General features: G+C 69.2%; 24 protein-coding genes. 18 read left to right on the forward strand and 6 right to left on the reverse strand.

Annotated elements, in window-relative coordinates:
* Positions 1-308: 308 nt before the first annotated feature.
* From fmt to G9373_RS37335, 3 genes are all read left to right on the forward strand, one after another.
* A complete protein-coding gene (gene fmt, locus G9373_RS37325; protein WP_054248885.1) occupies positions 309-1,232 on the forward strand; it encodes a methionyl-tRNA formyltransferase in 924 nt (307 codons plus the stop codon).
* Positions 1,229-2,656 (forward strand): transcription antitermination factor NusB, encoded by a 1,428-nt coding sequence (locus G9373_RS37330; RefSeq protein ID WP_064080199.1) that lies wholly within the window; start codon positions 1,229-1,231, stop codon positions 2,654-2,656. Before fmt ends, G9373_RS37330 begins: the two co-directional genes overlap by 4 nt.
* A 128-nt stretch (positions 2,657-2,784) precedes the next feature.
* Positions 2,785-3,642 carry a mycofactocin-coupled SDR family oxidoreductase gene (locus tag G9373_RS37335; protein ID WP_133986660.1) on the forward strand — a complete coding sequence of 286 codons (858 nt, stop codon included), beginning with the start codon at positions 2,785-2,787 and terminating at the stop codon, positions 3,640-3,642.
* 61 nt (positions 3,643-3,703) lie between these two features.
* Here G9373_RS37335 and G9373_RS37340 read toward each other — a convergent pair whose 3' ends face one another.
* Positions 3,704-4,042: an MmcQ/YjbR family DNA-binding protein gene (locus tag G9373_RS37340; protein WP_005262286.1), complete on the reverse strand. Its 339-nt coding sequence runs from the start codon at positions 4,040-4,042 to the stop codon at positions 3,704-3,706.
* 58 nt (positions 4,043-4,100) lie between these two features.
* Here G9373_RS37340 and rpe point away from each other — a divergent pair, with 58 nt between their 5' ends.
* From rpe to ppc, 15 genes are all read left to right on the forward strand, one after another.
* Positions 4,101-4,784, forward strand: coding sequence for a ribulose-phosphate 3-epimerase (rpe, locus tag G9373_RS37345; protein ID WP_005241758.1), 684 nt, complete (start codon positions 4,101-4,103; stop codon positions 4,782-4,784).
* Positions 4,785-4,813: 29 nt separating this feature from the next.
* Positions 4,814-5,866, forward strand: a complete 1,053-nt coding sequence (ribD, locus tag G9373_RS37350; protein ID WP_167120041.1) for a bifunctional diaminohydroxyphosphoribosylaminopyrimidine deaminase/5-amino-6-(5-phosphoribosylamino)uracil reductase RibD — start codon at positions 4,814-4,816, stop codon at positions 5,864-5,866.
* Positions 5,867-5,877: 11 nt separating this feature from the next.
* Positions 5,878-6,486: a riboflavin synthase gene (locus G9373_RS37355; protein ID WP_005241761.1), complete on the forward strand. Its 609-nt coding sequence runs from the start codon at positions 5,878-5,880 to the stop codon at positions 6,484-6,486.
* Positions 6,487-6,566: 80 nt separating this feature from the next.
* Positions 6,567-7,820 (forward strand): bifunctional 3,4-dihydroxy-2-butanone-4-phosphate synthase/GTP cyclohydrolase II, encoded by a 1,254-nt coding sequence (locus G9373_RS37360; RefSeq protein ID WP_009480441.1) that lies wholly within the window; start codon positions 6,567-6,569, stop codon positions 7,818-7,820.
* A complete protein-coding gene (gene ribH / locus G9373_RS37365; RefSeq protein ID WP_005568405.1) occupies positions 7,817-8,308 on the forward strand; it encodes a 6,7-dimethyl-8-ribityllumazine synthase in 492 nt (163 codons plus the stop codon). The genes G9373_RS37360 and ribH overlap by 4 nt, the downstream gene beginning before the upstream one ends.
* 13 nt (positions 8,309-8,321) lie before the next feature.
* On the forward strand, positions 8,322-8,774 hold the full coding sequence (locus G9373_RS37370; RefSeq protein ID WP_005241776.1) for a PH domain-containing protein: 453 nt from the start codon (positions 8,322-8,324) through the stop codon (positions 8,772-8,774).
* A gap of 68 nt (positions 8,775-8,842) precedes the next feature.
* Complete coding sequence (uvrC, locus tag G9373_RS37375; RefSeq protein ID WP_167120035.1) at positions 8,843-11,026, forward strand: excinuclease ABC subunit UvrC; 2,184 nt, start codon at positions 8,843-8,845, stop codon at positions 11,024-11,026.
* A 44-nt stretch (positions 11,027-11,070) separates the two neighbouring features.
* The gene (gene rapZ / locus G9373_RS37380) at positions 11,071-11,937 is read left to right on the forward strand and encodes an RNase adapter RapZ (RefSeq protein WP_050998569.1); all 867 of its coding nucleotides are present in this window, start codon (positions 11,071-11,073) and stop codon (positions 11,935-11,937) included.
* Positions 11,934-12,959 carry a uridine diphosphate-N-acetylglucosamine-binding protein YvcK gene (gene yvcK, locus G9373_RS37385; protein ID WP_037206106.1) on the forward strand — a complete coding sequence of 342 codons (1,026 nt, stop codon included), beginning with the start codon at positions 11,934-11,936 and terminating at the stop codon, positions 12,957-12,959. The genes rapZ and yvcK overlap by 4 nt, the downstream gene beginning before the upstream one ends.
* The gene (gene whiA, locus G9373_RS37390; protein WP_005262275.1) at positions 12,950-13,933 is read left to right on the forward strand and encodes a DNA-binding protein WhiA; all 984 of its coding nucleotides are present in this window, start codon (positions 12,950-12,952) and stop codon (positions 13,931-13,933) included. Before yvcK ends, whiA begins: the two co-directional genes overlap by 10 nt.
* A 261-nt stretch (positions 13,934-14,194) precedes the next feature.
* A complete protein-coding gene (gap, locus tag G9373_RS37395) occupies positions 14,195-15,214 on the forward strand; it encodes a type I glyceraldehyde-3-phosphate dehydrogenase (protein ID WP_005241784.1) in 1,020 nt (339 codons plus the stop codon).
* A 17-nt stretch (positions 15,215-15,231) separates the two neighbouring features.
* On the forward strand, positions 15,232-16,443 hold the full coding sequence (locus G9373_RS37400) for a phosphoglycerate kinase (protein ID WP_005564784.1): 1,212 nt from the start codon (positions 15,232-15,234) through the stop codon (positions 16,441-16,443).
* 3 nt (positions 16,444-16,446) lie between these two features.
* Positions 16,447-17,232 (forward strand): triose-phosphate isomerase, encoded by a 786-nt coding sequence (gene tpiA / locus G9373_RS37405; RefSeq protein WP_133986662.1) that lies wholly within the window; start codon positions 16,447-16,449, stop codon positions 17,230-17,232.
* A 125-nt stretch (positions 17,233-17,357) separates the two neighbouring features.
* Complete coding sequence (secG, locus tag G9373_RS37410) at positions 17,358-17,591, forward strand: preprotein translocase subunit SecG (RefSeq protein ID WP_005241788.1); 234 nt, start codon at positions 17,358-17,360, stop codon at positions 17,589-17,591.
* 46 nt (positions 17,592-17,637) lie between these two features.
* Positions 17,638-20,394, forward strand: a complete 2,757-nt coding sequence (gene ppc / locus G9373_RS37415) for a phosphoenolpyruvate carboxylase (protein WP_005564788.1) — start codon at positions 17,638-17,640, stop codon at positions 20,392-20,394.
* A gap of 318 nt (positions 20,395-20,712) precedes the next feature.
* Here the strand turns inward: ppc and pgl are convergent, their stop codons facing one another.
* The 5 genes from pgl to G9373_RS37440 form a co-directional block, all read right to left on the reverse strand.
* Positions 20,713-21,456 (reverse strand): 6-phosphogluconolactonase, encoded by a 744-nt coding sequence (gene pgl / locus G9373_RS37420; RefSeq protein ID WP_005564790.1) that lies wholly within the window; start codon positions 21,454-21,456, stop codon positions 20,713-20,715.
* Positions 21,449-22,360, reverse strand: coding sequence for a glucose-6-phosphate dehydrogenase assembly protein OpcA (gene opcA, locus G9373_RS37425; protein WP_009480448.1), 912 nt, complete (start codon positions 22,358-22,360; stop codon positions 21,449-21,451). The genes pgl and opcA overlap by 8 nt, the downstream gene beginning before the upstream one ends.
* A complete protein-coding gene (gene zwf, locus G9373_RS37430; protein WP_054248525.1) occupies positions 22,361-23,905 on the reverse strand; it encodes a glucose-6-phosphate dehydrogenase in 1,545 nt (514 codons plus the stop codon).
* Between the two features lie 3 nt (positions 23,906-23,908).
* Entirely contained in the window at positions 23,909-25,033 is a 1,125-nt protein-coding gene (tal, locus tag G9373_RS37435; RefSeq protein ID WP_133986663.1) for a transaldolase, read from the reverse strand.
* Between the two features lie 6 nt (positions 25,034-25,039).
* Positions 25,040-26,439: transketolase (locus G9373_RS37440; RefSeq protein WP_167120038.1), on the reverse strand; the 1,400-nt coding region annotated here is incomplete at its 5' end.

Here is a 26,439-nt window from a genome sequence, read left to right on the forward strand (position 1 = left end):
GCCGTGCGCTGCACGGCTCCCCGCTTCTGTGTGTGTGTTACTCCGCCAGTGTCGCGACGGCCTGCGCCCAGAGGAAGTACTTGTTGGTGCCGAGGTTCTTCACGGTCTTGATGTCGAATGCGGCCGCGAGGTGTTCGGCGTCGGAATCGCTCACGCCCTGCAGGGCGGCGACGACAGTTCGCCGAGTGTTACGGCCTGGGTCCGACTCCCTAGACTGGTCGGCACATCGTCGATCAAAGGGGAGCTTTCTTCGTGAGTATCGTTTCGGCCCGCGCAGCGGTCCACCGTCCGTTGTGTGGGTCGCCGACGTGCGCATAGTCTTCGCCGGAACCCCCGAGCCCGCCGTTCCCTCGCTCGAACGCTTGATCCGTTCGCCGCGCCACGACGTCGTGGCGGTGATCACCCGCCCGGACGCAGTCGCAGGCCGCGGACGGAAGGTGGTCCGTTCACCGATCGGTGAACTCGCCGACTCGAACGGCATCGAGGTGCTGACTCCCGAGCGGCCCTCGGAACCGGAATTCCTCGCACGTCTCGCCGACCTCGCCCCCGACTGCGCGCCCGTCGTCGCCTACGGGGCGCTGCTGCCGCAGAAGGTCCTCGACATCCCGGCGCACGGCTGGGTGAACCTGCACTTCTCGCTGTTGCCGGCGTGGCGCGGGGCCGCTCCGGTGCAGGCCGCGATCGGTGCGGGTGACGACATGACCGGTGCGAGCGCGTTCCGGCTCGAGGCGGGGATGGACACCGGGCCGGTCTACGGGGTGGTCACCGAGGGGATCCGCGACACCGACACCGCCGGGGATCTCCTGGGGCGCCTCGCCGACAGCGGTGCGGTCCTCCTGGAGTCGGTTCTCGACGGGATCGAGGACGGCGCGATCAGCGCGGTCCCGCAGTCGGCCGACGGGGTGTCGCACGCGCCCAAGGTGACCGTCGAGGCGGCCCGGATCCGTTGGGACAGAACAGCTGCCGTGGTGGACCGGCACGTCCGGTCGGTGACGCCCGCGCCCGGCGCCTGGACCACGATCGGCGATCTGCGCGTCAAGGTCGGCCCCGTCACTCCGACGGAGGAGCGACTGGAGCCGGGGGAGATCTCCGTGACCAGGTCCGGATTCCTGATCGGCACGTCCACGGTGGCGGTGCGGCTCGACCGCATCCAGCCGCAGGGCAAGAAACAGATGGCCGCCCTGGACTGGGCGCGAGGCGCACGACTCGACGCGGAGGTACGGGCACAGTGAGCGAATCGAGAAGGCCCGCACGTCGCGGCCAGTCCGGCTCGGGGGCCCGCAACAACCGTCCCCGCCAGGCGCGCCGCCCCGACGCATCGCAGTCCGGTCTCGATCAGCCGAGGCTGGCCGCGAGGGACGTGCTGCGTGCCGTCCGGGAGCGCGACGCCTACGCCAACCTGGTGCTACCCGGACTGCTGCGTGAGCGGCGCCTGGACGGACGTGACGCCGCCCTCGCCACGGAACTGGCGTACGGCGCCGCCCGCGCCCGTGGGCTCCTCGACGCCGTGATCGCCGACTGCGCCGGCAGGCCGATCGCCGAGATCGACGGACCGCTCCTCGACGTCCTCCAGCTGGGCGCCTACCAGCTACTCCGTACCCGCGTCGCCCCGCACGCCGCCGTCGCCACCTCCGTCGATCTCGTGCGCGCGGAGGCCGGTCCGGGGAAGGCGGGCTTCGTCAACGCCGTGCTACGCCGGGTGTCGGAGCGGTCCGAGACGGAATGGGTGGAGCGCCTCGCCCCGGCCGATCCGGTGGGGCGGCTGGCGTTCGCGCACGCGCATCCCGCGTGGATCGCCCAGGTGTTCGCCGACGCGCTCGGTGCCGACGCCGGGGAACTCGAGGATGTCCTCATGGCCGACGACGCCCGGCCGGCGGTGCATCTCGTCGCCCGCCCCGGGGAGATCTCGGCGGAGGAACTCGCGCTCGCCACCGGCGGCGAGGTGGGGCGGTACTCGCCGTACGCGGTCTATCTGGACGGCGGCGACCCGGGGCTGCTCGACGCCGTCCGCGAGGGGCTCGCCGGAGTACAGGACGAGGGCAGTCAGCTCGTCGCCCGGGCGCTGTCGCTGGCACCGCTGGACGGCCCGGACGCGGGCCGGTGGCTCGACCTCTGCGCGGGCCCGGGCGGCAAGGCTGCCCTGCTCGGCGCCCTCGCCGGAATCGAGGGCGGACGCCTCGACGCCGTGGAGCCGGTGGCGCACCGTGCGGACCTGATCCGCAAGACGACGAAGGAACTGCCGGTCGACGTGCACGTCGCCGACGGGCGGGATCCCGGGTTGGAGGGCGGGTACGACCGGATCCTGGTCGACGCGCCGTGCACCGGACTGGGTGCGCTGCGCCGACGTCCGGAGGCCCGGTGGCGCCGCCAGCCGTCGGATGTGGCGGGTCTGGCGAAGCTGCAGCGGGAACTCCTGGCGTCGGCCGCTCGGCTGGTTCGTCCGGGTGGCGTGATCCTCTACGCGACGTGTTCACCACATCTGTCCGAGACGGTGGCCGTGGTCGCGGACGCGGTGCGCCGCTACGGGCTCACGGCGCTGGACACGCGTGAACTCGTACCCGGTGTGCCGGAGCTGGGTGACGGTCCGGGCGTCCAGCTCTGGCCGCACCGGCACGGCACGGACGCGATGTTCATGGCCGCGTTGCGCAAGCCGTAGGGCGGCCGCTCCCCGCTACCTGGACATCTGCCCGACTTTCGGTAGAACCTGTTTCACTTTTGCGTGAAACGTGTTCTAATTCTTCTCGCGACAGAGACGTACGTCACGAAGCGAGTGGAGGACTTCAGATGAATCGGGTAGCGGGGAAGGTCGTTCTGATCACGGGAGCGGCGCGGGGTCAGGGTCGTAGTCATGCAGTGCATCTCGCCGACGAGGGCGCCGACATCATCGCCTTCGACCTCTGCGAGGACATCGCATCGAACGAGTACCCGCTGGCGACCGAGGCCGACCTCGAGGAGACGGGACGGCTCGTCGAGAAGGCGGGGCGCCGGGTCGTCACCGCCAAGGTGGACGTGCGTGACCGCGCGGCACTGCAACGCGAACTCGACGCCGCGGTCGCGACGCTGGGACGGCTGGACGGCGTGGTCGCCAATGCGGGGATCGCGCCCCTCGGGAACGACGTGCCCGTCGAGGGATTCGTCGATGCGTTCGACGTCGACTTCGTCGGAGTGATCAACACGATTCACTCGGCCCTTCCGCACCTGGACGCCGGTGCGTCGATCATCGCGACGGGATCGGTGGCCGGGCTGGTCCCGCAGACGGGCCTGAACGGTCAACAGGCCCTGCAGGGGCCGGGCGGTGACGGCTACGGGCTCGCGAAGAAGATGCTGTGGACGTACACCAACTCGCTCGCGCTCACCCTGGGCCCGAAGTCCATCCGCGTCAACGCGATCCACCCCACCAACTGCAACACGGACATGCTGCAGAGCCCTCCGATGTTCCGCACGTTCCGCCCCGACCTCGAGAACCCGACCGCCGAGGACGCGAAAGTCACGTTCCCGTTCATGCAGGCGATGCCAACCCCGTGGGTCGAGCCCGAGGACATCTCGCACGCGGTGGTGTTCCTCTCGTCCGACGAGTCCCGGTTCGTCACCGGTCAGCAGCTCCGCGTCGATGCGGGGGCGGGCCTCAAGCTCGGCGTCTGACGCCGATCCGATGAGGGTCCGGGCCGGTGTGCGGGCGCCGCCCGGGCCCTCGCCTTTCTCGTCAGGTCTGGTCGAACCGCTTGCGCAGCTTCGCCGGTGCCTTGATCCGCCAGGCGTCCTGCAGCAGCTCGGTCAGCTGCGCGACGTCGACACTCTCGAGGTCGACGAGGATCGAACCGTGACCGTCGTAGTGCGGAGTGGTGTAGAACGGCGCGCCCTGGGCCAGTAGCGCCGCCTTCTCGTCGAGGTCGCACATCACCACCAGGCCCCCGTCCGACTCGGCCCGCAACCGGGCGAGCAACGTGCCCGCCACCTTCAGCGCCGGAGTGCGGTACGACGTGCTCTCCTGCACCTCCGGCAGGGACGCACCGATCGCCACGACGTCCGTCCAGGTCGGCATGAGCTCAGTATGGACCGCGGGATCCGGCTCCGGCACGCGTACGACTAAACTGCGGCGCGTGGCAACCCCGATGATCGCACCGTCCATTCTGTCTGCCGATTTCGCGCGTCTCGCCGAGGAGGCGGACGCGGTCGCCGGTGCCGACTGGCTGCACGTCGACGTGATGGACGCACATTTCGTGCCCAACCTGACGCTCGGCCTGCCTGTCGTGCAGAGCCTGCTCGCGGCGACGGACATCCCGCTCGACTGCCATCTCATGATCGACGACCCCGGCCGCTGGGCGCCGCCCTACGCGGAGGCGGGCGCGCACAACGTCACGTTCCACGCGGAGGCGACCGACGACCCGCGGTCCGTGGCCCGGGACATCCGCGCCGCCGGCGCCAAGGCCGGTCTCAGCGTCAAGCCCGGCACGCCGATCGAGCCGTACCTCGAGATCCTGAAGGACTTCGACACGCTTCTCGTCATGAGCGTCGAGCCCGGCTTCGGCGGTCAGTCGTTCATCCCCGAGGTGCTGTCGAAGGCGAAGGCCGTCCGCAGGCTCGTCGACTCGGGTGAGCTGAGGCTGGTCGTGGAGATCGACGGCGGCATCAACGCCGACACCGTCGAGGCCGCTGCCGAGGCGGGCGTCGACTGCTTCGTCGCCGGGTCCGCCGTCTACGGCACGAGCGATCCCGCGGAGGCCGTGCGTGCCCTGCGCGCCAGCGCGGCCAAGGCGTCACCGCACCTGAGTCTGTCGCGGTAACGGCGCTCCGGCACATCGTGAACTCTCACGTGCGGCACGAGAATTCGGCTGCGGATCTCGACGCCGCGATGCAGATCGCCATCGGTGCCGCGGAGTCGGCGCGCGGATTCACCAGCCCCAATCCGGCGGTCGGCGCGGTGGTCCTCGACTCCGCGGGGCGCATCGCCGGTGTCGGGATGACGCAGCCTCCCGGCGGTCCGCACGCGGAGGTCGTCGCACTGCGGGAGGCGGGTGACGCCGCCCGCGGCGGCACCGCCGTCGTCACGCTGGAACCGTGCAACCACCACGGCCGGACCGGGCCGTGTTCGCAAGCGCTCCTCGATGCCGGTGTGATCGCGGTGCACTATGCGGTGGGCGATCCGAACCCCGAGGCCGCGGGCGGCGCGGAAACCCTCGTCTCGGCGGGGGTCGAGGTCACGTCCGGGCTGCGGGCCCAGGACGTCGAACGCGGGCCGCTCCGGGCCTGGCTGCACCGGCAGCGCACCGGACGGCCACACGTCACCTGGAAGTACGCGGCCACCCTGGACGGGCGCAGCGCCGCCGCCGACGGCACCAGCCAGTGGATCACCGGACCCGAGGCCAGGGAACGCGTCCACGCCGACCGGGCGAAACTCGACGCGATCGTGGTCGGCACCGGGACGGTGCTGGCCGACAACCCCCGGCTGACCGCCCGGATGCCCGACGGATCGCTCGCCGCTCACCAGCCGGTGCGCGTCGTCGTCGGACTCGGCGACATCCCGGCGGACGCGCGGGTCCTCGACGACTCCGCGCCCACCCTGCTGCTGCGCACGCGCGACCTGGACGAGGTCCTCGCCGCACTCGCCGAGTACACCGATGTGTTGCTCGAGGGCGGGCCCCGGCTGGCGGGCGCGTTTCTCGCCGCTGGCCGGGTCGACCGCATCCAGGCGTACCTCGCCCCGCTGGTCCTCGGCGCCGGCACGCCCGCGGTCGCGGAGGCGGGTGTGTACACGATCGACGGCGCGCTGCGGTTCCGTCACGAGTCGGTCGAAACAATCGGCCCCGATTTGTTGTTGAGTCTGGTTCCAGCAGTGTCCGAAAACCCTGACAGCCCCCAAACGTAGGAGAAGCCACAGTGTTCACCGGGATCGTCGAAGAGTTGGGTGAGGTCGTCGCCAAGGAGGAACTGGCCGACGCCGCACGGTTCACCGTGCGTGGTCCGGTCGTGACTTCCGACGCGTCACACGGTGATTCGATCGCGGTGAACGGGGTGTGCCTGACCGTCGTCGAGGTGCTGGCCGACGGCTCCTTCACCGCCGACGTCATGCAGGAGACGCTGAACCGGTCGAGCTTGCAGAAGATCGACGTGGGCAGCCGCGTCAACCTCGAGCGGGCCGCTGCCCTGAACAGCCGCCTCGGCGGCCACCTCGTCCAGGGCCACGTGGACGGCACCGGGCACATCATCAGCCGCAGCCCGTCCGAGAACTGGGAGGTCGTCCGCATCGCGTTGCCCGACGCCATCTCCCGGTACGTCGTGGAGAAGGGCTCGATCACGGTCGACGGTGTGTCGCTGACGGTCTCGGCGCTCGGCGGCGAACGCGGCGAGGAATATTTCGAGATCTCGCTCATCCCGACCACGCTGCAACTGACCACCCTCGGGGCGGCGTCCGTCGGGACGCCCGTCAACCTCGAGGTCGACGTGATCGCGAAGTATGTGGAGCGGCTGCAAGCGGCCGGCCGCTGAGTCGTACTGTTGAGGAGCATCCACGGATGCATCCGTTTGTATTCGAAGATGCCTAAGTCAAGACTTTGGAGACCGAGCACGTGACCAGGTTCGACAGTATCGAGCGCGCCGTTGCGGACATCGCCGCAGGCAAGGCAGTCGTCGTCGTCGACGACGAAGACCGCGAGAACGAGGGAGACCTCATCTTCGCCGCGGAGAAAGCCACCCCCGAGTTGGTTGCCTTCATGGTTCGATACACGTCCGGCTATCTCTGTGTGCCGCTCGACGGCGCCGACTGCGACCGCCTCGGCCTGCCCCCGATGTACGCCACCAACCAGGACAAGCACGGCACCGCGTACACCGTGACCGTCGACGCCCGGGAGGGCATCGGCACCGGCATCTCCGCGTCCGACCGCGCCGCCACCATGCGGTTGCTGGCCGACCCGTCCAGCGGCGCCCAGGACTTCACCCGGCCCGGCCACGTCGTGCCGCTGCGCGCCAAGGAGGGTGGCGTGCTGCGCCGTCCCGGTCACACCGAGGCAGCCGTCGACCTGGCCCGGATGGCGGACCTGCGGCCGGCGGGTGTGATCTGCGAGATCGTCAGTCAGAAGGACGAGGGCCACATGGCCCAGACCGACGAGCTGCGGGTCTTCGCCGACGACCACAACCTCGCGCTGATCTCGATCGCCGACCTCATCGCGTGGCGCCGCAAGCACGAGAAGCACGTGGAGCGGGTCGCGTCCGCGCGGATCCCGACCCGGCACGGCGAGTTCACGGCCGTCGGTTACCGGAGCATCTACGACGACGTCGAGCACGTCGCCCTGGTTCGCGGCGACCTGCCCGGCCCGGACGGCGACGGCAGCGACGTGCTCGTGCGCGTGCACTCCGAATGCCTCACCGGCGACGTGTTCGGTTCGCTGCGCTGCGATTGCGGGCCGCAGCTCGACGCCGCCCTGGACATGGTCGCGCAGGAGGGTCGCGGGGTGGTCCTGTACATGCGCGGACACGAGGGCCGGGGCATCGGCCTCATGCACAAGCTGCAGGCCTACCAGCTGCAGGATGCGGGTTCGGACACCGTCGACGCGAACCTCGAGCTCGGCCTGCCCGCCGACGCCCGCGACTACGGCATCGGCGCGCAGATCCTGGTGGATCTGGGTATTTCCTCGATGCGGCTGCTGACCAACAACCCGGCCAAGCGGGTCGGGCTCGACGGTTACGGACTGCAGATCACCGAGCGGGTGTCGATGCCGTTGCGGGCGAACGCCGAGAACCTGACGTACCTGCGCACGAAGCGCGACCGCATGGGCCACGACCTGATCGGGCTCGACGACTTCGAAGCGGGAGAAATGCTGTGAGTGGTGAGGGACTGCCGGAGCTGCAACTCGGTGAGGCGGGCGACCTCCGGCTCGCCATCGTCGCCGGCAGCTGGCACGCCGAGATCTCCGAGGCGCTGATCGCCGGCGCGCAGCGGGTGGCGGCCGGGGCGAACGTGAAGAACGTCACACTGGTCCGGGTCGCCGGTGCCATCGAGCTTCCGGTGGTGGCGCAGGCCCTGGCCCGCACGCACGACGCCGTCGTCGCGCTCGGTGTCGTGATCCGCGGCGGGACGCCGCACTTCGAATACGTCTGCGACGCCGTGACGGCCGGTCTGACCCGGGTCTCGCTGGACGAGAGCACCCCGGTCGGGAACGGTGTGCTCACCACGGACACCGAGCAGCAGGCCGTCGACCGCAGTGGCCTGCCCGGCTCCGTCGAGGACAAGGGCGGTCAGGCCTGCGCGGCCGCGCTCGACACCGCTGTCACGTTGGCGCGACTGCGCCGCGCCGAGGAGTCCTTCGTATGATCCGGATCCATTCATGACCACTCCCGAATCCGAGTGGACACTCGTCGCGACGCCACGCAAGTCGCGTCGGTACGCGATCGGTGTGGCGATCCTTCTCGTCGTCGTGCATGTGACGTTCGCAATCCTGCTGCGCGGCGATTCGACGGGCGTGTACTTCCGGCTCGCCGACCAGCTGGCGTTCGCGGGCATCGGCTGCCTCCTCGCGGCAGCGGTCCTGCTGCTGACCCGGCCCAGGTTGCGGGTCGGGCCCCGCGGCATCGCCGTCCGCAACGTCCTCGGGGAGCGCATCGTCGACTGGGACCTGTACGAGGGGCTGTCCTTCCCGGACGGCGCGGCGTGGGCCCGGATCGAGCTGCCCGACGACGAATACCTGGCCGTGATGGCCATCCAGTCCAACGATCGCGAATACGCCGTGGACGCTGTTGACCGCTTCCGCGCACTCGCGTCGGAGTACGCACCGTCCTGAACCCGGGGTCGCCCCTCCGCGACGTCGCGGATGCGGGGTTGGTCGGTGGCGCCGACTAACGTGGAGGGGTGCCCGATCCTTCGACATATCGCCCCGCGACCGGAACGATTCCGGTCGACCCGGGGGTGTACAAGTTCCGCGAGCCGCACGGCCGGGTCATCTATGTCGGGAAGGCGAAGAGTCTTCGATCACGGCTGAATTCCTATTTCGCCGACGTCTCGACGCTGCACCCGCGCACCCGCCAGATGGTGACCACGGCCGGCAGCGTCGAGTGGACCGTCGTGAGCACCGAGGTCGAGGCCCTCCAGCTCGAGTACAACTGGATCAAGGAATTCGATCCCCGGTTCAACGTCCGCTACCGCGACGACAAGACGTACCCGGTTCTCGCGGTCACCCTGAACGAGGAATACCCCCGGCTGTTCGTCTACCGCGGTCCCCGGCGCAAGGGTGTCCGCTACTTCGGGCCCTACTCGCACGCGTGGGCCATCCGCGAAACCCTCGACCTGCTGCTGCGGGTGTTCCCTGCCCGCACCTGCTCGGCCGGGGTGTTCAAGCGTCACAACCAGATCGGCCGGCCCTGCCTGCTCGGCTACATCGACAAGTGTTCCGCGCCGTGCGTCGGACGCGTGTCCGCGGCTGAACACCGCAAGATCGTCGAGGACTTCTGCGACTTCCTGTCGGGACGCACCGACAAGCTGGTCCGGCAGCTCGAGGCCCGGATGCAGGAGGCGTCGGAAGAACTCGACTTCGAAACGGCGGCGCGGTTGCGCGACGACGTGGGCGCGTTGCGGCGGGCGCTCGAGAAGCAGGCCGTCGTGCTCGGGGACGGCACCGACGCCGACGTCGCCGCGTTTGCGACCGACGAGCTCGAGGCCGCGGTGCAGGTGTTCCACGTCCGCGGTGGCCGCGTGCGCGGTCAGCGCGGTTGGGTGGTCGAGAAGGCGGGTGACGTCATCGACTGGGCCAGCGTCGATTCCGAGGCGGGATCGGACCTGCCGCTGCTCGTCGAGCAGTTTCTCACCCAGTTCTACGGTGAGCAGGCGGCGCTGTCGGGCGCGACCGACCAGGAGGCCGGCACCAGCGGCGTGCCGCGGGAGGTCCTGGTGCCCGTGCTGCCGCCCGACGCCGAGCAGGTGCAGGAGTGGCTCAGCGGTCTCCGCGGATCCGCGGTCCGCCTCCGCGTGCCGCAGCGCGGCGACAAAAAGGCTCTCGCCGAGACCGTGCAGCGCAACGCGATGGAGGCACTGCAACAGCACAAGCTGCGCCGCGCCGGCGACTTCACGTCGCGGTCGGCGGCCCTGCAGGGCATCCAGGAGGCCCTCGACCTGGATTCGGCGCCCCTGCGCATCGAATGCGTCGACATCAGCCACGTGCAGGGCACCGACGTGGTGGCCTCCCTGGTCGTCTTCGAGGACGGCCTGCCCCGCAAGTCCGACTACCGGCACTACGCGATCAAGGAGGCCGCGGGTGACGGTCGCTCCGACGACGTCGCCAGCATCGCGGAGGTCACCCGGCGGCGGTTCCTCCGGCACAGCCGCGACGTCGGGGTGCTGCGCGCCGAAGCGGCCGGGGCGGACGCCGACCAGGTGTCGGGCGGGGACGGCGGCGACCTCGCCCCGGAGGCGGCGATCGATCCGCAGACGGGCAGGCCGCGGCGGTTCGCGTACCCACCGAACCTGTTCGTCGTGGACGGCGGAGCCCCGCAGGTGGCCGCGGCCTCGGCGGTGCTCGACGAACTGGGCATCACCGACGTCGCCGTGATCGGGCTGGCCAAGCGGCTCGAGGAGGTGTGGGTGCCGGGGGAGGAGGACCCGGTCATCCTCCCGCGCACGAGCGAGTCGCTGTACCTGCTGCAGCGGGTGCGCGACGAGGCGCACCGTTTCGCGATCACGTTCCACCGCAGCAAGCGGTCCCGCCGGATGACGGCGTCCGCGCTCGACTCGGTCCGCGGGCTCGGCGAGACCCGGCGCAAGGCCCTGGTGACGCATTTCGGATCCGTCGCCCGCCTCAAGCAGGCCTCCGTCGAGGAGATCACCGCGGTCCCCGGCATCGGAACGGCCACGGCGAAAGCGGTACTCACCGCTCTCGGGGCGGAGGAACCGTCTGCGGACGTCGCGGGAGTGGGGGATGATGAACCAGATCGGAACGGGCCGGGCACGGCAGAACAGAACGGCGCGGACATTCCCCGCGAACCGGTAGCACAGCACGGCCCGGCAGCACAGAGCGCATCGCAACGGACAGGTGTCGAGTGAACGAGCAGCACGCGCAGAGCGACCGTCCACCCACGGTCCGGCCGATGGACTTCCTTCTCGTCACCGGGCTCTCCGGGGCGGGTCTGCAGACGGCGGCGAAGGTCCTCGAGGACCTCGGGTGGTACGTCGCGGACAACCTTCCCCCGGAACTGATTTCCCGGATGGTGGATCTGAGCCTGGAATCCGATTCGCGGCTCGAGCGGCTCGCCGTCGTCATCGACGTGCGCAGCCGGTTGTTCACCGGCGACCTCGGCTGGGTCCTCACCGAACTGGAGAGCAAACCCGTGCACACGCGGGTGCTGTACCTCGACGCGTCGGACGAGGTCCTGGTGCGCCGTTTCGAGCAGGTGCGCCGCAGTCACCCGCTGTCGGGGGGAGGCGCCGAGGGCACCCTGTCGGAGGGCATCGCCGCCGAGCGCGATCAGCTCGCGAAGGTGAAGGCCGCCGCGGATCTGGTGATCGACACGTCGTCCCTCGCCGCCCACCAGTTGCGGCAGAAGATCGAGGACGCGTTCGGCGACGCCGAGAACCGGACCATGCAAGTAACAGTCCAGTCGTTCGGTTTCAAGTACGGTCTTCCGATGGACGCCGATCTCGTCTGCGACGTCCGCTTCCTGCCCAACCCGCACTGGATTCCCGAGTTGCGTCCGCACACCGGGCAGAGTGCGGACGTGCGGGACTACGTGTTGTCGCAGGACGGTGCCGAGGACTATCTCGCCACATATCACCACCTGCTGGATCTGACGATCGCGGGATATCGTCGGGAGGGGAAGCGCTACATGACCATCGCGGTGGGATGCACCGGAGGGAAACACCGGAGTGTCGCGATGTCGGAGGCCTTGGCCAGCCGCCTCGGACAGGACTCCGGGCTGAACGTGCGTGTCGTCCATCGTGATCTGGGGCGCGAATGAGGCCGGTGCACCAGCCGCCTGCGATCGTCGCGCTCGGCGGGGGCCACGGGCTGTTCGCCACCCTCAGTGCCGCGCGCCGGCTCAGCCGTGACGTCACGGCCGTCGTCACCGTCGCGGACGACGGCGGATCCTCGGGACGGCTGCGCGCCGAACTCGGCGTCATCCCGCCGGGGGATCTGCGGATGGCGCTCGCCGCACTCGCCGCGGACGACCCCGAGGTGCAGGACTGGACGGACACCATCCAGCACCGATTCGGCGGAATCGGCGCCCTCGCCGGCCACTCGGTGGGCAATCTCATCCTGGCCGGCCTCACCGAAGTGCTCGGCGACCCCGTCGCCGCGCTGGACGAACTCGCGCGGCTGCTGCGGATCAACGGGCGCGTGCTGCCGATGTCGCCGATCGCCCTGGACATCGAAGCCGACGTGCAGGGTCTCGAGGCGGACCCGCGGGTCAGCCGCTGCATCCGCGGTCAGGTCGCGGTCGCGACCACCCCCGGCAAGGTGCGCCGCGTGCGGCTGCTGCCGGCGAATCCGCCCGCATGCCCGGACGCGGTCCGGGCTATCGACGTCGCCGACATGGTCGTCCTCGGCCCGGGGTCGTGGTTCTCCAGCGTCATCCCGCACGTCCTCGTGCCGGAACTCCTCGACACGCTGATCGCCACCGCCGCGCGGAAGGTGCTGGTGCTCAACCTGGCTCCGGAGCCGGGCGAGACGGCAGGATTCTCCACCGAGCGTCATCTGCACGTACTGTCCCAACACGCACCCGAACTCACCGTCGACTTCGTCGTTGTCGATTCGGGTTCGGTGCCACCGGGGCGCGAGCGCGAGCACCTCGCCCGCGCCGCCGGACAGTTCCAGGCACGCGTCGTGTACGCCGACGTGTCGGAGCACGGCACCCACACGCACCATGCAGGAAAACTTGCGTCCGTTCTCGAACAGCTCTGGAGCGACCCCGATGCGGGGTCTCGGGGGAGCGAAGTGGCCGGGACACCAGAGGAAAGGGAGAGCGCTTCGTGGCAATGACAGCAGAGGTCAAAGACGAACTCAGTCGTCTCGTCGTCACTCATGTGAGTTGCCGGAAGGCCGAGGTCTCGTCGCTGCTGCGGTTCGCCGGGGGATTGCACATCGTCGGTGGCCGGGTCGTGGTCGAGGCAGAAGTGGATCTGGGGTCCACGGCCCGCCGGTTGCGCCGCGAGATCTTCGACCTGTTCACGTACAGCGCCGACGTCCACGTTCTCAGCGCGGGCGGGCTGCGCAAGTCGTCCCGCTACATCGTGCGGGTCGCGAAGGAGGGCGAGGCACTCGCCCGCCAGACCGGTCTCCTGGACCTGCGGGGGCGCCCGGTGCGCGGGCTTCCCGCGCAGGTCGTCGGTGGCAGCGTTGCCGACGCGGAAGCCGCGTGGCGCGGCGCGTTCCTGGCGCACGGTTCGCTGACCGAGCCGGGTCGGTCGTCGGCGCTCGAGGTCAGCTGCCCCGGCCCGGAGGCGGCGCTCGCGCTCGTCGGGGCGGCGCGCCGGCTGGGCATCTCGGCGAAGGCCCGCGAGGTCCGTGGCACCGACCGGGTGGTGATCCGCGACGGCGAGGCCATCGGCGCACTGCTCACCCGGATGGGCGCCCAGGACACCCGCCTCGTGTGGGAGGAACGCCGCATGCGCCGGGAGGTCCGTGCCACCGCCAACCGGCTCGCCAACTTCGACGACGCCAACCTGCGCCGGTCCGCGCGGGCGGCCGTCGCGGCCGCTGCCCGCGTCGAGCGGGCCCTCGACATCCTGGGTGACGAGGTTCCCGACCATCTGGCGGCGGCCGGTCACCTCCGGGTGGAGCACCGGCAGGCGTCCCTCGAGGAACTCGGCCAGCTCGCCGATCCGCCGATGACGAAGGACGCCGTCGCCGGCCGCATCCGGCGGTTGCTGTCGATGGCGGACCGCAAGGCAAAGGAAACCGGCATCCCCGACACCGAGTCGGCCGTCACCGCAGACCTTCTCGACGACGCCTGACCGTCGTCGGCGGTCCCCTCGCACCACCCCCACTCCCGGACGAACGGGACGCTCGTTGCGTCAGATCGAAGAGCATCCCGTTCGTTCGGGTCGGGGCGGCCCGGAAACGGGTGCCGGAGGTGACTGCGCGCGCGCGTGGCCCGCGCACTAGGGTTAGAGCCACATCGACCGATGAACCCTCGCGCCGACCACCCGTCGGTGGTGTCGTAGCGGCGCGGGAGCAGAGCTGCACAACCAGAATCATGCGCAAAGGAGCAGATTGTGACTGTCCGGGTAGGCGTAAACGGTTTCGGCCGTATCGGACGTAACTTCTTCAGGGCGGTGGACGCGCAGAAGGCGCTCGGAACCACCGACATCGAGATTGTGGCGGTCAACGACCTCACGGACAACGCTACGCTGGCGCATCTCCTGAAGTACGACTCCATCCTGGGTCGTCTCCCGCACGACGTCTCGCTCGAGGGTGAAGACACCATCGTCGTCGGAAACCAGAAGATCAAGGCACTCGCCATCAAGGAAGGGCCCGCGGCGCTTCCGTGGGGTGACCTGGGCGTCGACGTCGTCGTCGAGTCCACCGGCATCTTCACCGACGCAGCCAAGGCGAAGGGCCACCTCGAGGCCGGCGCCAAGAAGGTCATCATCTCCGCCCCGGCCAAGGGCGAGGACATCACCATCGTGATGGGCGTCAACGACGACAAGTACGACGGCAGCCAGAACATCATCTCCAACGCCTCGTGCACCACCAACTGCCTCGGCCCCATCGCCAAGGTGCTCGACGACGAGTTCGGTATCGTCAAGGGCCTCATGACCACGGTCCACGCCTACACCCAGGACCAGAACCTGCAGGACGGCCCGCACAGCGACCTGCGTCGCGCCCGCGCCGCCGCACTGAACGTGGTCCCCACGGGCACCGGTGCCGCCAAGGCCATCGGCCTGGTCCTCCCGCAGCTGCTCGGCAAGCTGGACGGCTACGCGCTGCGCGTCCCGATCCCCACGGGCTCGGTCACCGACCTCACCGCGAACCTGAAGAAGTCGGCCAGCGTCGAGGACATCAACGCCGCGATGAAGGCTGCCGCCGAGGGACCGCTCAAGGGCATCCTGAAGTACACGGACGCTCCGATCGTGTCGTCCGATATCGTCACCGACCCGCACAGCTCGATCTTCGACTCCGGCCTCACCAAGGTCATCGACGATCAGGCCAAGATCGTGTCCTGGTACGACAACGAGTGGGGTTACTCCAACCGTCTGGCCGACCTCATCGGTCTCGTCGCCAAGTCTCTCTGAGCGAAGGTCCGGTAACAGTGGCAGTTCAGACTCTCGACGACCTGCTGAACGCTGGGGTCGAGGGGCGCGCCGTGCTGGTGCGCTCCGACCTCAACGTTCCGCTCGACGGTGACCGGATCACCGATCCCGGGCGCATCATCGCTTCCGCGCCGACGCTGAAGGCGTTGGCGGAGGCGGGCGCCAAGGTCATCGTCACCGCCCATCTGGGTCGCCCCAAGGGTGAGCCCGACCCGCAGTACTCCCTCGCACCGGTCGCGGTGAAGCTCGCCGAGGTGCTGGGACGCAACGTCCAGCTCGCCGGCGACGTCGTCGGGCAGGACGCTCTGGCACGTGCCGAGGGGCTCACGGACGGCGACGTTCTCCTGCTGGAGAACATCCGCTTCGATCCGCGGGAGACCAGCAAGGACGAGGCCGAGCGGACGAAGCTCGCCAAGGCCCTGGTCGAGCTCGTCGGCGACGACGGCGCGTTCGTGTCCGACGGGTTCGGTGTCGTGCACCGCGCGCAGGCGTCGGTGTACGAGGTGGCCAAGCTGCTCCCGCATTACGCGGGCAGGCTCGTCGAAGCCGAGATCAAGGTGCTCGGCAAGCTCACCGAGGAGCCCGAGCGGCCGTACGCGGTCGTGCTGGGTGGGTCCAAGGTGTCGGACAAGCTCGCGGTGATCGAGGCGCTGGCCCCCAAGGTCGACACCCTCGTCATCGGTGGCGGCATGTACTACACGTTCCTGGCGGCGCAGGGCGTGTCGGTCGGCAACTCGCTGTGCGAGGAGTCGATGATCGACACGTGCAAGGCGCTGCTCGAGCAGTACGCCGACGTGATCCACATTCCGCAGGACGTGGTCATCGCCGATTCGTTCTCGGCCGACGCCGAGTCGAAGATCGTTTCCGTGCTCGAGATCCCGGACGGCTGGATGGGTCTCGACATCGGACCGCAGTCGGTTCGCCGGTTCGCGGCGATCCTGACCAGCGCGAAGACCGTGTTCTGGAACGGCCCGATGGGTGTGTTCGAGTTCGCGAAGTTCGCCGCGGGCACCAAGGGTGTCGCCGAGGCGATCATCGAGGCCACCGGGAAGGGCGCGTACAGCGTCGTCGGTGGCGGTGACTCCGCCGCGGCGGTGCGCCAGCTCGGTCTGCCCGAGGACGGGTTCTCGCACATCTCCACCGGTGGCGGCGCCTCCCTCGAGTACCTCGAGGGCAAGGAACTCCCCGGCATCGCAGTTCTGGAGGCCTGAGACATGGCACGGAAGCCGCTGATCGCCGGCAACTGGAAGATGAATCTGAACCATCTCGAGGCCATCGCGCTGGTTCAGAAGATCGCCTTCTCGCTCCCGGCGAAGTACTTCGACAAGGTCGACGTGACGGTGATCCCGCCGTTCACCGACATCCGCAGCGTGCAGACCCTCGTCGAGGGCGACAAGCTCCTGCTCACCTACGGTGCGCAGGACGTGTCGGCCCACGATTCGGGTGCGTACACCGGCGAGATCAGCGGCTCCATGCTGGCCAAGCTGGGCTGCACGTTCGTCGTCGTCGGGCACTCGGAGCGCCGGACCCTGCACTGCGAGGACAACGACACCGTGCTGGCCAAGACCAAGGCCGCGCTGAAGAACGGGATCACCCCGATCGTCTGCATCGGTGAGGGTCTCGACGTCCGTGAGGCCGGCGAGCACGTGTCCTACAACGTCGAGCAGTTGCGGGGCTCGCTCGCCGGACTGTCCGCCGAGAACGTCGCCAAGGTCGTCATCGCGTACGAGCCGGTGTGGGCCATCGGAACCGGCCGCGTGGCCAGTGCCGCGGATGCGCAGGAAGTGTGCGCCGCGATCCGCGCCACGCTCGGTGAGCTCGCCTCGCCGGACGTCGCGTCCGGTGTCCGCGTTCTGTACGGCGGCAGCGTCAACGCCAAGAACGTCGGCGAGATCGTCGGTCAGACGGATGTGGACGGCGCCCTGGTGGGCGGCGCCTCGCTGAAGGCTGACGAGTTCGCCACGCTGTCGGCGATCGCCGCGGGCGGACCTCTGCCGTAAGGCGCCTTCGGCGCCCGTGCGCCTTTCCGGTAGCTGTAGGTACCGGAAAGGCGCACGGGCGCGGAGCGCCTGTAGGGTGTACGAGGTCGTTGTTGTTCCTACTGGATGGGTGGACGTAGACAGACATGGAACTGTTCCTGGATATCTTGCTGGTGGTCACCAGCTTGCTGCTGATTCTGCTGGTGCTGCTGCACCGCGGTAAGGGCGGCGGTCTGTCCAGCCTGTTCGGCGGCGGTGTCCAGTCGAGCCTGTCCGGTTCCACCGTGGTCGAGAAGAACCTCGACCGGCTCACCGTCTTCACCGGCCTGATCTGGTTGATCGCCATCATCGGCATCGGCCTGGAGATCAAGTTCGGCTGATCTGCTTCACCATGCAGACGGGCCGTCACCGGTCGATACTGGATGCATGATCGAAACCCCACGTGAGGCCACTGAACCACTTCGCGAAGACATTCGGCTCCTGGGCGGCATCCTCGGTCAGATAGTGCGGGAACAGGCCGGGGACGGCGTCTTCGACCTCGTCGAGAAGGCCAGGGTCGAATCGTTCCGGGTTCGTCGTTCCGAGATCGACCGCGCGGATCTGGCGGACATGTTCACCCAGGTCTCCACGAGCGACACCATTCCCGTCATCCGGGCCTTCAGCCACTTCGCTCTCCTGGCCAATCTTGCCGAGGACATCCACCGCGAACGCCGGCGTGCCGTCCACGTCGCCGCCGGTGAACCCGCCCCCGACAGCACCCTGACCGCCACGTTCGCCAAACTCGACGCCGCGCACCTCGACAGCGCCGTCGTCGCGGACGCGTTGCGCGGGGCGCTCGTGTCGCCGGTCATCACCGCCCATCCCACCGAGACCCGCCGCCGGACGGTGTTCGAAACCCAGTCCCGGATCACGGAACTGATGCGCTACCGCGAGCGCACCGCCCTGACCGAGACCGAGACGGCCGACGTCGACGTCCGGCTGCGGCGGCAGATCCTCACCCTCTGGCAGACCGCACTGATCCGGTTGTCGCGGTTGCGGATCCAGGACGAGATCGAGGTCGGGCTGCGGTACTACGACGCGGCACTGTTCGAGGTCGTCCCGAAGATCAACGCCGAACTGCGCACTGCCCTGCGGTCGCGGTGGCCGGACGCGGATCTGGGCGGGGAACCGATTCTGCGTCCCGGGTCGTGGATCGGCGGAGACCGCGACGGCAACCCCTACGTCACCGACGAGGTGGTTCGGCAGGCCACCACCCGTGCCGCGGCCACCGCCCTCGAGCATCACCTCGGCGAACTCGAGACGCTCGAGCGCGAACTGTCGATGTCGGCTCGCCTCGTCACCGTCACCCCCGGGCTCGACCTCCTGGCCGCGGCGTCGCAGGACGATTCCCCGTTCCGCGCCGACGAACCCTACCGGCGCGCGGTGCGGGGCATCCGGGGGCGTCTCACGGCCACCGCGCACCGCATTCTCGGTGAGGCACCCGATCACGGGCTCGACCTCGGGCTCGCACCGTACGACACCCCGCGGCAGATGCTCGACGAACTCGACATCGTCGACGACTCCCTGCGGCGTGGTGGCGACGGCACCATCGCCGACGACGGGCTGGCGAACCTGCGGGATTCGGTGGCGGTGTTCGGTTTCCACCTCTCCGGTCTCGACATGCGGCAGAACTCGGACGTGCACGAGACCGTCGTCGCCGAGCTGCTGGCGTGGGCGGGCGTGCACGCCGACTACCCGTCGCTGTCCGAGGACGAGCGGGTGGAGCTGCTGTCGGCGGAGCTGTCGACCAGGCGCCCACTGACCACCGCGAACGCGAAGTTCAGCGAGCTGACCGCGAAGGAGCTCGCCATTCTCCAGGCCGGCGCCGACGCGGTCCGGACACTCGGTGCGGGTGCCGTGCCCAACTACATCATCAGCATGTGCACCTCCGTCAGTGACATGCTCGAGGCCGCGGTGCTGCTGAAGGAGGTGGGCTTGCTCGACCCCGGATCAGGGGAGGCCCCGTCCTGTCCGGTGGGCATCGTGCCGCTGTTCGAGACGATCGAGGACTTGCAGCAGGGTGCCGCCACCCTCGAAGCCACCCTGGAGGTGCCGATCTACCGGGCGCTGGTGACCTCGCGCGGCGACTCCCAGGAAGTGATGCTCGGGTACTCCGACTCCAACAAGGACGGCGGCTACCTGGCGGCCAACTGGGCGCTGTACCGCGCCGAGCTGGATCTGGTGGACGCCGCACGCAAGACGGGAATCCGGTTGCGGCTCTTCCACGGTCGCGGCGGCACCGTGGGTCGCGGCGGCGGCCCCAGCTACGAGGCGATCCTGGCGCAACCGCCCGGCGCGGTGGCCGGCTCGCTGCGGATCACCGAACAGGGCGAGGTGATCGCCGCCAAGTACGCGGAACCCCGCCTCGCGCAACGCAATCTCGAAACGCTACTCGCCGCGACCCTCGAAGCCACCCTGCTCGACGTCGAGGGACTTGGCGACGACGCCGAACCTGCGTACCGCATCCTCGACGAGCTCGCTGCGCTGGCCCGCCGCGCCTATGGCGAATTGGTGCACGAGACACCCGGATTCGTGGAGTACTTCGAGATGTCGACTCCGGTCGCGGAGATCGGGGCCCTCAACATCGGCAGCCGGCCCGCCTCACGGAAGCAGACCACGTCCATCTCCGACCTCCGGGCCATCCCGTGGGTGTTGTCGTGGAGTCAGTCCCGGGTCATGCTGCCCGGGTGGTACGGCACGGGTGCGGCGTTCGAGGAATGGACGCAGGGCGACCCCGAGAGGGTGGCCACACTGTCCCGCCTGTACGCGAAGTGGCCGTTCTTCCGGACCGTGCTGTCGAACCTGGCCATGGTGATGTCGAAGTCCGACATGGGCCTCGCCGCCCGCTACGCGGAGCTGGTTCCCGACGAGGAACTCCGCCGACGGGTGTTCGGCAAGATCGCCGAGGAACACGAGCGGACGATCCGGATGTACAAGGCGATCACCGGGAACGACACCCTGTTCGCCGACAACCCCGGTCTGGAGAGGTCGGTGCACAACCGGTTCCCGTACCTCGAGCCCCTCAACCACCTGCAGGTGGAACTGCTGCGCCGCTACCGGGCCGGGGACGACAGTGATCAGACGCGCCGCGGCATCCAGCTCACGATGAACGGGCTGGCGACCGCGCTGCGCAACAGCGGGTAGCCGGACGGGTTCCCGCGCCCCGTGAGATTTGCGTGAACTTTCTTGCGGGGCGGGGGAACCGAACCGTCCGTCGCTGCGTCAAAACGGGAAAGAGCACGAACGTTTCCGAGACGAATTGGGGCGACGGATGAGACGCTGCGCGGGCAACCCGGACTATTGGCGCGGGGGAATCGGACGGCGGGGGACGAGCACGGCGTTTCCGCGTCGTGCCGGTCGGATCGTCACCGACTGCCGGGTCACCCGGTCACCGGTCGAGCAGGACCCTCGGTCGCCCGCCGGGTTACCGGCGGACGACGAGGACCCCGTCGGATAAGAGCGTCAGTTCGGCAGCCGGGACGCGGCCGACGTGTCGAGCAGCCACCGGGTCGCGGACAGCCCGCGGGCCCCGGACGCCGGGATCTCGACGGGGGGAGCGCCCGCGATGGCGGCGGCCACGGCCTCGGCCTTCGCGTCACCCGACACGACCAGCCACACCTCGTCGGCGTGCCGGACGGCGGGCAGGGTCAGCGTGACCCGCACCGGCGGCGGCTTGGGGGAGTCCGTCACCGCGACCACGAACCGGTGCTCCTCGCGGACCGCGTCGGTGTCGGGGAACAGCGAATTGACGTGTCCCTCACCCCCCATGCCGAGCAGGTGGACATCGAACACCGGGACCTGCTTGCCGCCGGCATGCGCCCCGAGTACCTGCGCATACGCGACGGCGGCCGCCTCCGGATCGTTCTCGTAGATGCCGTCCGCGACGGGCATGGTGTGCACCCGGTCGGGATCGACGTCGACGTGGTCGAGCAGCGCGGCCCGCGCCTGCACGTCGTTGCGTTCCGGGTCGCCGGCCGGCAGGAAGCGTTCGTCACCCCAGAAGATGTCGATCGCACGCCAGTCGATGTCGCCCGGGTTCTCCCGGACCTTCTCGAGCAGGCCGATCCCGGTGCCGCCGCCGGTGAGGACCACCGACGCCGTGCCGCGGTCCTTCTGGGCGGCGACGACGGTGTCGACGAACCGCTCCGCGGCCTTCGTCACCAGCGTGTCGGTGTCGGGGTGGACCTCTACGTGGATGTCACTCATACGTCACCTTCGTCAGCCCGGCGAGCGCGGTCTCGTAGACCTCGTCGGGGTCGAGTCTGCGTAGTTCTTCGGCCAGGCACTCGCTCGTTTCCCGCCTGCGGAGCGCGACCCGCGCATCGGGCTTGCCGGTGCGTGACAGCGTCGCCGTGGTACCCGTCTGGGGGCGGCTGATGGTCAACGCACCACCGTCGGCGAAGTTGATCTCCACGAACAACGGGCCGACCCGCCGGGTGACCGGGACGTCGACGCGGCTCGCCAACCACCCCGCGATCATGTCGACGGCGGGTTCGTCCACCAGTCCGGACACCACCGCCGACGTGATCGGCGAGTGCGGCGGCTGGTCGACGGCCGAGGTCAGGAGCGCACGCCAGTAGGTGATGCGACTCCAGGCCAGGTCCGAGTCACCGGACGAGTACGACGCCAGACGGCTCTTGATCTCCGCAGCCGGATCCGCGCGATCGGTCGCGTCGGTGATCCGCCGGATCGCGAGCTTGCCCACCGGATCCTCGGCGGGAACCTCCGGGGCGGTCTCCGGCCACCACACGACGACGGGAGTGTCGGGGAGGAGGAACGGCACCACCACGCTGCTCTCGTGGTCGGCGAGCTCGCCGAACAGGCGGAGCACGACGACCTCCGACGCGCCGGCGTCGCCGCCGACGCGGATCTGCGCGTCCAGGCGGGGTTCCGCGTCACGGGACCCCCAGGCGACGACGATGACCCGGCACGGATGCTCCCGGCTCGCCTCGTTGGCGGCGTCGATGATGTCCTCCGAGTACTCACTGTCGCGGGTGCACACCACCAGCGTGAGTACTCGTCCCAGGGTCACCGCGCCGCCGGTCTTGCGCAGCTCCACCAGTTTCTTGTTGACCTGCCCGGTGGTGGTCGCGGGAATGTCGGTGATCATCTACGGCCTTCTCCATTCGCGACCGGTGCGGTGCATCATTTCGTCTGCCGACGGCGGGCCCCACGTGCCGGCCTCGTACGGTTCCGGCCTGCCGTCCGCGGCCCAGTGCTCGAGCACGGGGTCGAGGATTTCCCAGGACAGTTCCACCTCGGCGTTCACGGGGAACAGCGAGGGCTCACCGAGGAGCACGTCGAGGATGAGGCGCTCATACGCCTCGGGCGACGACTCCGTGAACGCCTGACCGTAGCTGAAGTCCATGTTGACGTCGCGGACTTCCATGCTCGACCCCGGCACCTTGGACCCGAACCTCATGGTCACACCCTCGTCCGGCTGCACCCGGATGACGAGGGCGTTCTGCCCCAGTTCCTCGGTCATGGTCTGATCGAACGGCAGATGCGGTGCGCGCTTGAAGATCACGGCGATCTCGGTGACCCGACGTCCGAGCCGCTTCCCGGTGCGGAGGTAGAACGGCACCCCCGCCCAGCGGCGGGTGTCGACCTCGAGGGTGATGGCCGCGAACGTCTCCGTGGTGGAGTCCTTTGAGAACCCTTCCTCCTCCAGCAGTCCGACCACCCGGGTACCGCCCTGCCAGCCGCCCGCGTACTGCCCGCGCGCGGTGGTCTCGTCGAGCGGCTGGGCGAGCCTGGTGGCGGAGAGCACCTTGATCTTCTCCGCCTGCAACTCGGACGGTTCGAAGCTGATCGGCTCCTCCATCGCGGTGAACGCGAGGAGTTGCAGCAGGTGATTCTGGATGACGTCGCGTGCCGCCCCGATGCCGTCGTAGTACCCGGCGCGTCCACCGAGACCGATGTCTTCGGCCATGGTGATCTGGACGTGATCCACGTAGTGGGCGTTCCAGATCGGATCGAACAACTGGTTCGCGAAGCGCAACGCCAGGATGTTCTGGACGGTTTCCTTGCCGAGGTAGTGGTCGATCCGGAAGACCGTGTCCTCCGGGAAGACCTCGTTCACGACCGCGTTGAGCTCACGTGCGCTCTCGAGGTCGTGACCGAACGGCTTCTCGATGACCACCCGACGCCACTGGTCGTCGTTCGACTGCGCGAGACCGGCTTCGGACAGCTGCTTCAGGACGACCGGGAACGCGTCCGGCGGAATCGCGAGATAGAACCCGTGATTGCCGCCGGTCCCGCGTTCGCGTTCCAGCGTCCCGAGAGTGTTGGCCAGTTCCTGGAAGGCCGCCGGGTCGTCGAAGGTGCCCTTGACGAAACGCAGGCCCTCCGACAGTCGCTCCCAGACGTCCTCCCGGAACGGGGTGCGGGAATGGTCGCGGACGGCATCGTGGACGATCTTGCCGAAGTCCTCGTCCGACCAATCCCTGCGGGCGAACCCGACGAGAGCGAACCCGGGCGGCAGAAGACCACGATTGGCCAGATCGTAGATGGCGGGCATCAACTTGCGCCGGGCCAGGTCGCCGGTGACACCGAAGATCACCAGCGCACAGGGCCCGGCGATGCGTGGTAGGCGCTTGTCCCTACCGTCGCGGAGTGGATTGACCCAATCGTCTGACGCTGCGGGCTCGCTCACGTATCAGCTCTTCTGCCCTGCTGCGCGCAGCTGCTCCGCGGTGGCCTCCAGAAGCTCGGTCCAGGACACCTCGAACTTGTCGACGCCCTCGTCCTCGAGGACCTTGAACACGTCGGTGAGATCGATGCCGACGGCGCTGAGCTTGTCGAACACCTGCTGCGACTCGACCGCGGTGCCGGACACCGTGTCGCCGGCGACATCACCGTGATCGGCGAACGCGTCGAGAGTCTTCTCCGGCATCGTGTTCACCGTGTTCGGAGCCACCAGTTCGGCGACGTACAGGGTGTCGGGGTAGTCGGGGTTCTTGACTCCGGTCGACGCCCAGAGCGCGCGCTGCGGGCGCGCACCGTCGGACAGCAGACCCTGGAACCGCGGCTGCACCTCGAAGACCTGCTGGTAGGCGGCGTACGCGAGACGGGCGTTGGCGAGCGCCGCCTTGCCGCGCAGCGCGAGCGCCTCAGGGGTGCCGATCTTGTCGAGCCGCTTGTCGATCTCCGTGTCGACGCGGGAGACGAAGAACGAGGCCACCGAGTGGATGCGGGACAGGTCGTGACCGGCCGCCTTCGCGGCCTCGAGGCCGTCCAGGTAGGCGCCCATGACGAGTTCGTAGCGTTCCACGGAGAAAATCAGCGTGACGTTGACGCTGATGCCCTCACCGAGCACCTTGGCGATGGCCGGGATACCGGCCTCGGTGGCCGGGATCTTGATGAACAGGTTCGGGCGGTCGACGATCTTCCACAGTTCGACGGCCTGCGCGACGGTCTTGTCGGCGTCGTGCGCGAGGCGCGGGTCGACCTCGATGGAGACCCGGCCGTCGACGCCGTGGCTCGCCTCGAACTGCGGGGCGAGGACGTCGCAGGCGGCGCGCACGTCGTCGGTGGTCACCGTGCGGATGGTGGCCTCGACGTCGGCACCGCGCTCGGCGAGCTCCCGGACCTGTGCGTCGTAGACGTGGCCCTTGCTGAGTGCGGCCTGGAAGATCGACGGGTTGGTGGTGACACCGACGACGGACTTGGTCGCGATGAGTTCGGCGAGGTTGCCGGACTCGATGCGGTCACGGGAGAGGTCGTCGAGCCACACCGACACGCCTGCTTCGGAGAGCTTCTGGAGGTTGGGGTTCTGAGTCATGGCTGTCTATCCCTTCACGCGTGCGAGTGAGCGCTGTGCGGCGGCGGTGACGGCTTCGGCGGTGAAGCCGAACTCGCGGAACAGGGTCTTGTAGTCGGCGGAGGCGCCGAAGTGCTCGATGGAGACGATTTCGCCTGCGTCGCCGACGAAGCGGTGCCAGGGCATGGCGATGCCGGCTTCGACGGAGACCCGCGCCTTGACCGTCGGGGGGAGGACGCCGTCGCGGTAGGCCTGGTCCTGGGTGTCGAACCATTCGACGCAGGGCATGGACACGACCCGGGTGGGGATGCCGTCGGCCTCGAGGGTTTCGCGGGCGGCGACGGCGAGCTGCAGTTCGGATCCGGTGCCGATGAGCACGACCTGCGGTGCGCCGGTGGAGGCGTCGGCGAGGATGTAGCCGCCGCGGGAGACGCCCTCGTAGCTGGTGCCCTCGAGGACGGGTAGGTCCTGGCGGGTCAGGGCGAGGCCGGCGGGAGCGCGGGTGGCCTCGTCGGCGCCCTTCTCGAGGACGGCGCGCCAGGCGTGGGCGGTCTCGTTGGCGTCGCCGGGTCGCACGACGTACAGGCCGGGGATCGCGCGCAGCGCGGCGAGGTGCTCGATCGGCTGGTGGGTGGGCCCGTCCTCACCGAGTCCGATGGAGTCGTGCGTCCACACGTAGGTGACCGGGGTCTTCATGATCGCGGCGAGCCGCACGGCGGGACGCATGTAGTCGCTGAAGACGAGGAAGGTGCCGCCGTAGGGGCGGGTCGGTCCGTGCAGCGCGATGCCGTTGAGGATCGAGCCCATGGCGTGTTCGCGGACCCCGAAGTGCAGGGTGCGGCCGTAGGGCTGGGCGGTCCACATGCGGGTGGAGATGGTTTCGGGGCCGAAGGAGTCGGCGCCCTTGATGGTGGTGTTGTTGCTCTCGGCGAGGTCGGCGGAGCCGCCCCACAGTTCGGGGAGCACCGGTCCGACGGCGTTCAGTACGGCGGCGGATGCCTTGCGGGTCGCGATGCCCTTGGGATCGGGCTCCCAGGTGGGGAGCACGTCGGCCCAGCCGGCGGGAAGGTCGCGGCCGATCAGGCGGTCGAGGAGCTTCTTGCCCTCGGGGGCGCGGTGGGTCCACTCGTCGTACTGGGCCTGCCAGTGCTTGTGTGCCTGGGCGCCGCGGTCGACGACCTTGCGGGTGTGGGCGATGACCTCGTCGGCGACCTCGAACGTCTTGTCCGGATCGAAGCCGAGCGTCTTCTTCACGGCCGCGACCTCGTCGGCACCGAGGGCGGCGCCGTGCGCCGCGCCGGTGTTCATCTTGGTCGGTGCGGGGTAGCCGATGATGGTGCGGAGCAGGATCAGCGACGGCTTGTCGGTGACCTCGCGGGCCTTGTTCAGGGCCTCTTCGATGGCGACGACGTTCTCGCCGCCCTCGA

It is taken from the genome of Rhodococcus sp. A14 (genome assembly GCF_011603105.1).
GTDB lineage: Bacteria > Actinomycetota > Actinomycetes > Mycobacteriales > Mycobacteriaceae > Rhodococcus_F > Rhodococcus_F opacus.